We start from the raw sequence: 9,743 nt of genomic DNA, 5'->3' as shown, positions 1-9,743 counted from the left end.
GGGCGCCCAATCATCATCTTTTGTGCGAGCAAAAAAATGCCAGTCTGAAATGCTGGCAGCGGCCATGGGCATTCATGGGACTGTTATGGATGGCCCTGGTCGGCTCTGCGGCGGCAGGGGTGTTGTTGAACGCCGAGTTTTCCGTAACCAATGCCCAGAGTCCCCTCTATGGATGGACGGCTCCCTTCAGTGTGACCATCACCAATAACCGGGCGGTCCTGGCGGAAGATGGTATTCATCTGCCAGTGCGCTTGCAGCAGCCGTTTGACCTGGCTCCCGGTGTCACCCAGCTTCGCCTCACGTTTGAGAGCTGGCAATTGGCCACCAATGCTGCCGGACAGCCACCGGACACTTTTCAAGTTTCTCTGCTCCGCACCAATCTGGAGCCGTTGGTGGCGCCCACCGGCCAGGCGGAGTCCGCGGCGTTCTTCAGTGTCCAGCAAAATGGCCAGGTTTTTTTTGGTCCCGGCGTGAGTGTTCCCGGCGCCGCCACCAGTGGCGTGGTCTGGACACCCCAGTTTCCCCTGACCATCAGTGTCAACATCACCAACATCACCTCGTCCACGCCTGCCGTGTTAATCTTTGATCTGGTGGGCTTTGAACGCGCCGCCAGCCGCGTGGTGCTGCAACGAGTGCGATTGGTGGGTTGGGAGCCGTTGGGCGGGCCGGATGCCGCCACCTTGGCGCAGGACACTTCGGCCACATTAAACCTTTTGACCAATGACCTTTCGCGCACGGGGCGGCCATTGGTCCCGGCTTCGTGGCGATTGGAAACGCCGCCTGCCCAGGGCACCTTGCAATACAACTCCCAGACTGGGATGGCCATTTATCAGCCGGCCGCAGGGTATGTCGGCAGCGATGTCTTTGCTTATTCCATCGCCGATGAAGCCGGGCATCGCTCCGACCCCGTGCCGGTCACTTTGACCATCACCCCGGTTTCCCAAGACCCCAAGGATGCCTGGCGCCGGCAATACTTCGCGCCGTCAGACCTGGCCAACCCCGCCAAGGAGGCCACCTTATGGGGCGATCAAGCTGACCCCGACGGCGATGGGAGAAATAATTTGCAGGAATACGTCGCCGGCACCCTGCCCACCAATGCAGCCTCGAAGCTGGAATTTATCATCGAGCGCCATCAGAATGGCACGCGGTTGCGCCTCACCCCTCGTGCCGACGGGCGCATGTACACCGTAATGGCAGCCACCCGACCGCAAGGGCCTTACACCCCCCTGGTCAATCCTCAGGTGCAAACCAACGGCAATCAGTTGCTCATCACTGACCCTGCCGGGGGCGCCGGGCCGAGATTTTACCGCCTCCAGCTCATGCTTTGGCCCTCGCCGGAAATGCTGGCCTGGCGGCAGCAATATTTCACGGCGGCAGATTTGGCCAACCCTGCCAAAGAAGCCACGGTATGGGGCGACCAAGCCGACCCCGACGGCGATGGCCGCAATAACTTGCAGGAATACGTCGCTGGTACGGTGCCCACCAATGCCGCCTCCTGTTTGCAATTCAGCATTGAACGCGGAACCACCGAGGTGCGGTTGCGGGTGACGCCTCGCAGGGAGGGCCGCACTTACGTGGCGCTGGTCAGCAGCAGCCCCTTGGGGCCATTCGTTCCCCTGACCAACGCTGTAATACAGTTCGGCGTCAACGACCTGATCATCACCGATCCCACTCCCGGCCGCGGCCCGCGTTACTATCAAGTCCAAGTTTTCCTCTCGCCTCCTGCCGGTCTCAGCGCCTGGAGGCAGCAATACTTCTCCGCCGCGGACCTGGCCAGCCCTGCCAAAGAAGGCACGGTATGGGGAGACCAGGCCGACCCGGACGGCGATGGCCGCAGCAACTTGCAAGAGTATGTGGCAGGCACCGTGCCCACCAACGCGGCCTCGCGGTTGGTTTTTAGCGTGGAGCGCGGCATCGGAGCAGTGCGTTTCCGCATTACGCCGCGGGTGGAAGGACGCATCTATACTGTGCTCGTCAGCAGCAATTTATCAGGGCCTTACACTCCGCTGACCAACCCGCAAACCCAAATGATTGGGAATGACCTCATTCTTACGGACCCGGCCCCTTTGACTGGCGGCACCCGGTTTTACCGGCTGTCAATTACCTTGCCGTAGGCGCGTCTTAAGCGGGCATCAAGGGCGGGCTATCAAACCTTTTCCAGTTTCTCATACACCACCATGTCACCCTCGCGGCGCAAGTCTTCAGGGTGATAGCGGGGGATGGGAAACTCGGCCTGCTTGAATTTCACGGGCGCTGTCTTTTTATCCACCAGCCCCAGCGCCACGGCCACCCCAAAGATGATGGCTTCCGGGCGGGGTGGACAGCCGGGGATGTAGTACTGCACGGGCACGATTTTTTCCACCGGCCCAAGCACGTTATAGGCATCGTGCCAGATGCCCCCACCGCAGGCGCAGGAGCCAATGGCAAACACCAGCTTGGGCGCCGGCATGGCATCATAGGCGCGCTTCAAGGCCCGGGCAGTGCTGCGCATGGCCGGTCCCTGGCAGAGCATGACATCGGCATGGCGTGGCGAGCCGACCAGCTTGATGCCGAAGCGTTCGGCGTCGTAATACGGCGTCAGGGCGTTGAGCACCTCAATGTCACAGCCATTGCAGCCGCCGCTGTTGGCGTGGTACACCCACAGCGACCGCCCGAACATCTTTTGGCACAATTCTTTCAGCATGGTGGCTTTCCTCCCCACGTGGCTAATCCAGCTCAAGGTCAATATCCCCGGCCACCTGGTCTTTTTCCAAGTAGGCCTTGGAGCGGAATATCCAACGGTCATGGGCCAGGTCATCAAAGCGGTAACCCTTGAGTTTTAATTGCTCCAGGGGGGTGGGCTCCTTGAAGCAACGGCCGCAGCGCTGGCAGGTGCTCATGAACAATTCCAGCGTTTGTTGAAGGTCCGCGATGCTGGGGGTGGCCGTCTCGAAATCCTTGCTCATGGTGATGGCTTTTTCCGGGCATAAATCGGCACACCGCCCGCAATAGGTGCAGCGGCGTCCGAGGTATTTGAGAATGCGAATCTCCTGGCATACATCAAACACCAAGATTTCCCGCGCGGGACAGTTGTTGGCGCACCCCGCGCAGCCGATGCAGCGGTTGGCGTCGAAAATGGGCCGCCCCCTGAATCGCGGTGGCACGGGCTGTGGCCGGGCAGGGTAGGGGAGCGTGACGCGCCCGGCCTTCAGGCAGAGATACGCTTCTTTTAGTTTACTCAAGGCACTCATGGCAGGTGCGGGTTAATAACCATTGGACGCCAAAACCAGGGCCACCAGGGCCACTCCCAAAAGGATGACGTAATAACGCAGGGCCTGGTCTATCCGGTAACGGGCATGGGTGGCCGCCACCAGGGTGACCAACAACACCAGAACCCCCACTTTCAGCCAGAACAGGGGCACGCTGCAGTACCACGGCAAGCCCGCGCCCCACGGCACAAACAATGCTACAAACAAGGCGCCGTACAACACCAGCTTGGCCATCTGGGCGTACTTGAACAACGCCAGCTTCGGGCCGGAATATTCCACCAGCGGCCCTTCCATGATTTCGGTCTCCGCCTCGGAAATGTCAAACGGCACACGCTGCACAAAAGCCTGGAATGATAGCAGCATGATGCCGAGCATGAGAATGCCGCTCCACGGAAACCCGGCGGCGGCATAAACCGAACCCGACAGCACGGCCTCGAGCCGCAACGTGCCGGTGTGCACGGCCCCAATCACCAGAGCCACGGCAAACAGCGGCTCCAGCGTGATGACCGTCATCATTTCACGGCTGATGCCCAACAGCGAATACGTGCTCCCTGCGGCCAGACCGGCGAGCAGTGTAGAAATCGCGCAAAGCCCCAGCAGGTAAATCAACAAAATCGCATCGCCCGCCGGGCTTAATGGCGGCGCGTAACCCATTGGCACCATCCAGGCCACGGTGAGCACCGCTCCCAGCGATAGATAAGCCGCCAGGCGCTGCATCCAAGGGGACTCGCCCGATTCAATGTCTTCCTTGCCCAGCAGCTTGAGCAAGTCGAAATAAGGCTGCCACAAGGGCGGCCCCTGGCGGGATTGAATGACGGCCGTCACCTTGCGCAGGATGCCCTCAAACAATGGCGCCAGGAGCAGCACCGCCAGCACATTGGCCAGGCCGCCGGCGAATATTTTGAGAAAGGTCATTACGCTCATGCGATTAAAGCTGCAATTAAGTTCATGCCCCGTTCCTCGGCATCAGGTTTTGCGCCGCGCCAGGCGCACCAGCTCCTCCTGGGACCAGACGTGGGTTTGTTGATTCCGGATGTCCACCACTTCCAGCCGGTCCGTGCAGGAGAAACACGGGTCAATGCTGCCCAGCGAAATGGTCATGTCCGCCAGTTGCTGGTCTTTAATCATGGCCGGAATGCCCTGCAGGTTTTGATACGTCGGCGCGCGCACGCGCCAGCGGCGGGGCCGGTTGTTTTCGCCGGTGATGACAAAATGGTGGGACTCCCCGCGCGGCGCCTCCACGGAGGACATGCCGAAGCGTCCCGGCGGCAGCTCATCTTTGATCTCAGCCTGGAGGGGGCCCGGCTCCATTTTGTCGAGGCATTGGCGAATGATTTTGATGGATTCAAAAACCTCCTTCATCCGCACCACCACGCGAGACCAGACATCGCCGCCATGCTCGACAATCACTTCAAACTCCACCCGGTCATAAGCCGCATAGGGATGGTCCCGCCGACAATCCATGGCCACGCCGGCGGCCCGCGCCACGGGCCCGATGAGGGCCGCATTTTTCACCAGTTCGGGCGTGGCAATGCCCACACCGCGGGTGCGGCGTTGTAAATTGCGGTCGCGACTGACCGCCGCCACCACCGCCTGCCATTCGGCTTCCAGCTTGTCGAGCACCTGGCGCAGGCCCGTCCTCAGTTCAGGGGTGATTTCCCAGCGCACGCCGCCGATGACGCAGAGGGAATAAGTTTTGCGGTTGCCGCTGATTTGCTCGGCCATCCACATGACCGGCTCGCGGATGCGAAAGGCCTGCATGAACAGGGTGTCGAATCCCACAATATGACAGGCCAGCCCCACCCAGAGCAGATGGCTGTGCAGGCGCTCCAGCTCCAGCATGATGGTGCGGATGTATTCCGCCCGGGGAGGCACCACAATGGCTGCCGCGTTTTCCACCGCCTGCGCGTAAGCCACGTTGTGCACGCAGCCGCAAATCCCGCAGATGCGCTCGGCCATCATCGGGATGTCATTGTAGCCCAGGACGGTTTCCGCCAGTTTTTCAATGCCCCGATGCGCCATGAAACCGCGATACTCACAACCGCGCACTGTTTCCCCCTCCACGTACAAGCGGAAATGCGTGGGCTCATCCAGCGTGGGATGGAAAGGCCCAAAGGGCACCACCACGCAGCCTTCCGGCGGTGCCTCAAATTGAAAGTCGCGATTCTCGTCGTAATCCGGCGGGCAGAAATCGTGCGGCACATCCTTGCGCAGCGGATGCACCCCCTCGGGCCAGCCGTCCGGCAGCACCAGCCGTTTGGGGTAGCGGTGTCCCACCGGTTCAATGCCCACCAAATCACGGAATTCGCGTTCGGCCCAGTTGGCGGGCGGCACCACTTCGGTAATGCTGGGCACCTGGGGCCGGCCACCGTTGGCGTTCACTTCGGTCAACACACTGCACAGCACATGCCGGGCATCGAAGGCAAAATTGTGCGCCACCAAAAACTTGCCGGAATAGGGCCGGTCATCCGCCCCAATGCTGATGATGTAACGGGCATCGAGGTCACGAAAGATGAATTGGCAGACGTCCTTGAGCGCTTCCGGCGTCACGAACACATACAAGCGGTCTAACCCCGCCACATTGGCGCGCGGGAGAGCGGCGCCGAAGCGCTGTTTCAACTGGTGAAGAATGTCGCGTGATGCCATGCCGGTCAGGTGTTTTTGGGCGCCGTAGAAATGTCGGGAGTGGAACGATTTTCCGCCGGGCGCAGCCAGCGCCCCAGCGGTTGAAAGAAATGCCTAGCCTGGTAGCGGTTGGCCTCGTGCGAAACGGAATAACCGCACAACCAGGGCGCCGCCTGTCGGCGCGCGGCCTGGCCCAGTTTGCCCAGTCCGCGTGCCAACAGCAGCATCAAAGCCAGCGTGCCCGCCAAAGCCAGAGGCGTCCATACGGCTTGGGCATCCCCGGCCATCATGCCTCCTGCCAGGCTTCCTCCTAGAGGGGTAGTCTCGGCCAGGATAATCCCCAGCCCCTGGCGGCTTTGTTGCAGCCCCAGTTCGATGGCGCGAAAGCCCAGGTAGGGCATCAAACCCAGCACAATGCACCACGCAGCCAGCCAAAGCTTGGGCGCCAGTTGCAGCGGCCCGGGCTCCAGGGAAGATGACACGGCCAGTTTCTCTTTCACCAGAACACTGGTGCGCGAGAGAAAAGCCGCCCCGTAAAAGCGGATGAACACCGCCAGCGTCAAACCGCTGGTGAATATCGCCAGCAGGGCACAGACCGGCAGCAACCACGATTGGGAGCCGCCTTGGATGGCCGCGCTATACAGTCCCCATTTGCTGGCAAAGCCACTGGTCAGCGGGGCACCCACAATCGAGATGACCCCCACTAGCGCGCACAAGGCCGTCCAGGGCATCGGCCGCAACAGGCCGCCGAGGCGATTCAAATCCTGGGTGCCGGTCGTCGTCAGCAGGGTGCCGGCGTTCAAGAAGAGCAGGCTCTTGAAAACTCCATGATTGAGCAGGTGAAACAGGCAGCCGTACAAGGCCAGCGCGGCCACTCCGGCCAGCGGCGTGGGGAGCAACAAAACACACGTGCCCAACCCCAGCAATATATAGCCCACCTGCCCGATGCTGCTGTAGGCCAGCAGACGTTTGGTTTGGGTTTGGCGCAGCGCCTGTGCGGTGCCAATCGTCAAGGTCGCCGTGCCCAGCAGCGTCAATATCCAGCCCCACGACGAGAGTGGGAAAGGTTTGGCGCCCTTGATGACACCGGGCGGCAGAAGCCACAGAAAATAGCGCAACAAACCATACACCCCCGTTTTAATCATCACGCCGGAAAGCATGGCGCTCACGGGCGAGGGAGCGGACGAGTGGGCATCCGGCAACCAAATCCTCCCGAAAGGCCACATGCCGGCCTTGATGCCAAAACCGATGAGAAACAACGCCAACGCCATGCCCACCCGCCCGGGGTGGGCGGCCAGCATTTCCGGCAGACGATGGCTGATGGCATCGAAATCATAGCGTGCCAGGGTTTCCCCATGGACCTGGGTGCCGCCCGAAGCCACCAGGCCGGCCCCCAGCATCGTGATGAAACAGGCAGCCTGCATGAGCCACATGTATTTGCGGGCGGCTTGCAGACAGGATTCCTTCTCCCGCTCAAATCGGATTAATGCCCAGGAGGTCCAGGTCATGAGCTGCCAGAAGATGAAGAAAAAGAACATCGCATCGGTGGTGGTGACCAGGCCCGTCATGCCCGCGAGAAAGAGCAGGAAGTTGGGATAGTAACGCCCCACGTTATGGTGCGGATAATGCCGTAAATAGGCCATGGAATAAAACGCCGCCGCCGGGGCTATCGTGGCGATGAGTAACAGGAAAATTGCGCTCAGGCCATCCACATAAATGCGCAAGGCAAAACCGTGGGAATAAAACGCCAGATAGGTTACCGCGTGGTCGGGAGTCTCCGAAGCCCACAAAACCTTGAACGCGGCATAAAACATCAACACCGAGGCGGCTCCCGTGGTGAACCATGCCACCCAACCCGCCGCTGCCCGGCGTGACTGCAGCAGCCAACAAATCAGGGCCCCCAGGCCAAGGCCTGCCAGGGCGTAGATGACCGCATGAGGAGCCGTAAACATTATTCAGACTTTTCCGGTTTGGCTGGTGGGTTGCCGGGATGCCCGCCCAACCAGCGAAAATGTTTTTTCACTTCGCTGTAATAATGATGCGCGCTGAAACGGGCATCCTCCGTTTCGCGCACATAACCGCACAACCAGGGGGCATCTGCCCGGCGAGTTGCCTGTCCCAGCCGGGACAACCCCCAGGCCAGGCCGACCATGACGGCCAAAACCACCGCCAAGGCCAGCGGGGCAAACCGGCCTTCGCCCATTAAAATATCCACTCCTGCCCACTCGCTCGATTGCAGTGGGGTGGCATGAGCAAAGATTTCGCCCAGTCCTTGCTGGCTGGCATGGAGAGCCGCTTGGAATAATTGCACGGCCAGCGCGGGCACCAGCCCCAGCAACAAGCATAAAAAGGCGAGGAACACCATCGGCACACGCATCAGAGCATGATGGCCAAAGTGCTGGCCGGCCGGCAGTTGTGCCGCAATCCACTCGCTACGGCGGCCCAGAAAGGCGCTGCCGAAAAATTTGACAAAGGAGGCCAGCGTCAGCGCGCTGGTCAGGATGGCCAGAACTCCCAGCAACGGCAGGTAATTGACATAAGCTCCCCCTTCAATTGTAGCGGTGTAAATGCTCCATTTGCTGGCAAAACCGTTGAACAATGGCACCCCCGAAATGCTGAGTGAGGCCACCAGCGCCGTGATGGCGGTCACCGGCATCAGGCGCAACAAGCCGCCCATGCGATTGAGGTCTTGGGTGCCAGTGGCGGCCAACAGGGAACCGGCATTGAGAAACAACAAGCTTTTGAAGAGACCGTGATTAACCGTGTGAAACAGCGCGCCAACAAAAGCCAGCGCTGCCAGCGCATCCGCCGCCGGGTCCTGGGCGCTCAAAAAGGCCATGGCGGCCCCCAGCGCCAGAAGGATGTAGCCCACCTGGCCAATGCTGTGAAAGGCCAGCAGCCGTTTGGTTTGTTCTTGTTTGAGCGCTTGCAGCGTGCCGGTGAGCAGAGTCAAGGCCCCCAGCCACGCCAGCGCCATGCCCCACCCGGCAAGGGGAGAGAGGTTGCGCGCCTCCAACGGCGCCAGCCAGAGGAAATAACGCATCAGTCCATACACACCGGTCTTAATCATGACGCCAGAAAGCAGGGCGCTGACCGGAGACGGAGCAGCAGGATGCGCGTCGGGCAGCCAGAACTGGCCAAACGGCCACATGCCGGCCTTGATGCCGAAGCCCGCCAGAAACAAGGCCAGCGAGGCGGACACCATCCACGGCTTGTCCGTCAACAACAACGGAAATTGCGCATGGAGCGCCTCGAAATCATAACGATCCAACGGGCTGGCCCCTGTAATTACCGCTCCTCCGGCCAATAGTTCAGCCCCAATCATCGTGAGAGCACAGGCGATTTGCATCATCCATAAATACCGGCGGGCGGCCCGGCAATTCTCCGGTTTCTTGTGCTCAAAACGCACCAGTGAATAGGAGGTCAGCGTCATCACCTGCCAGAAGATGAAAAAGAAAAACATGGCGTCTGTGGTGGTCACCAAACCGATCATCCCCGCCAGAAACATGAGCAAATTCGCATAATAATGGCCGGCGTTGTATTCAGCGTAGTGCCGCATATACGGCAGCGAGAAAAGCGCGGCCGGCACGGCAATCACGGCGATGAGCAAGAGAAATATGGCGCTCAGGCCATCCACATAAATGCGCAGTGCAAAGTATTTCCAAAGCGGCAGCGTAAGCACGCGATAGGGTCCTTCGGAGAGGACGAGGGCGCTGCCCCAAAGAATGGCCGCCGCCGTCAGCACCACCGCCACCATCGCCACCCCGCCCGCCACACGCGGCCACCGGCCGGTGAACAAAGCCAGGGCAGCGCCGAGCGCGCAAGCAATCAGCGCGGCCAATACGGCGTATTCAGGGGTAATCGTCATCG

Annotated in this window: 7 protein-coding genes; 1 reads left to right on the top strand and 6 read right to left on the bottom strand. The window is 60.6% G+C overall.

From position 1 onward, the window contains the following. Nucleotides 1-20 precede the first annotated feature (20 nt). A complete protein-coding gene (locus NXS98_RS06045) occupies nt 21-2,114 on the top strand; it encodes an Ig-like domain-containing protein (RefSeq protein WP_283847575.1) in 2,094 nt (697 codons plus the stop codon). A gap of 32 nt (nt 2,115-2,146) precedes the next feature. Here the strand turns inward: NXS98_RS06045 and NXS98_RS06040 are convergent, their stop codons facing one another. The 6 genes from NXS98_RS06040 to NXS98_RS06015 are packed head-to-tail and all read right to left on the bottom strand — an operon-like array spanning nt 2,147 to nt 9,741. Next, nucleotides 2,147-2,683: an NADH-quinone oxidoreductase subunit B family protein gene (locus tag NXS98_RS06040; protein WP_283847574.1), complete on the bottom strand. Its 537-nt coding sequence runs from the start codon at nt 2,681-2,683 to the stop codon at nt 2,147-2,149. A gap of 22 nt (nt 2,684-2,705) precedes the next feature. Next, a complete protein-coding gene (locus NXS98_RS06035; RefSeq protein WP_283847573.1) occupies nt 2,706-3,230 on the bottom strand; it encodes a 4Fe-4S dicluster domain-containing protein in 525 nt (174 codons plus the stop codon). A 12-nt stretch (nt 3,231-3,242) separates the two neighbouring features. Beyond that, nucleotides 3,243-4,172, bottom strand: a complete 930-nt coding sequence (locus tag NXS98_RS06030; RefSeq protein ID WP_283847572.1) for a respiratory chain complex I subunit 1 family protein — start codon at nt 4,170-4,172, stop codon at nt 3,243-3,245. Nucleotides 4,173-4,214: 42 nt separating this feature from the next. Further along, nucleotides 4,215-5,894: a hydrogenase large subunit gene (locus tag NXS98_RS06025; protein ID WP_283847571.1), complete on the bottom strand. Its 1,680-nt coding sequence runs from the start codon at nt 5,892-5,894 to the stop codon at nt 4,215-4,217. Nucleotides 5,895-5,899: 5 nt separating this feature from the next. Next, nucleotides 5,900-7,825 carry a complex I subunit 5 family protein gene (locus NXS98_RS06020; protein ID WP_283847570.1) on the bottom strand — a complete coding sequence of 642 codons (1,926 nt, stop codon included), beginning with the start codon at nt 7,823-7,825 and terminating at the stop codon, nt 5,900-5,902. Then, nucleotides 7,825-9,741, bottom strand: coding sequence for a complex I subunit 5 family protein (locus NXS98_RS06015; RefSeq protein ID WP_283847569.1), 1,917 nt, complete (start codon nt 9,739-9,741; stop codon nt 7,825-7,827). Before NXS98_RS06015 ends, NXS98_RS06020 begins: the two co-directional genes overlap by 1 nt. Nucleotides 9,742-9,743: the final 2 nt, after the last annotated feature.

The sequence above is a fragment of the Fontisphaera persica genome (assembly GCF_024832785.1).
Lineage (GTDB): Bacteria > Verrucomicrobiota > Verrucomicrobiia > Limisphaerales > Fontisphaeraceae > Fontisphaera > Fontisphaera persica.
The sequence above is the reverse complement of the archived record's forward strand: the minus strand, read 5'-3'. Positions and strand labels throughout refer to the sequence as shown.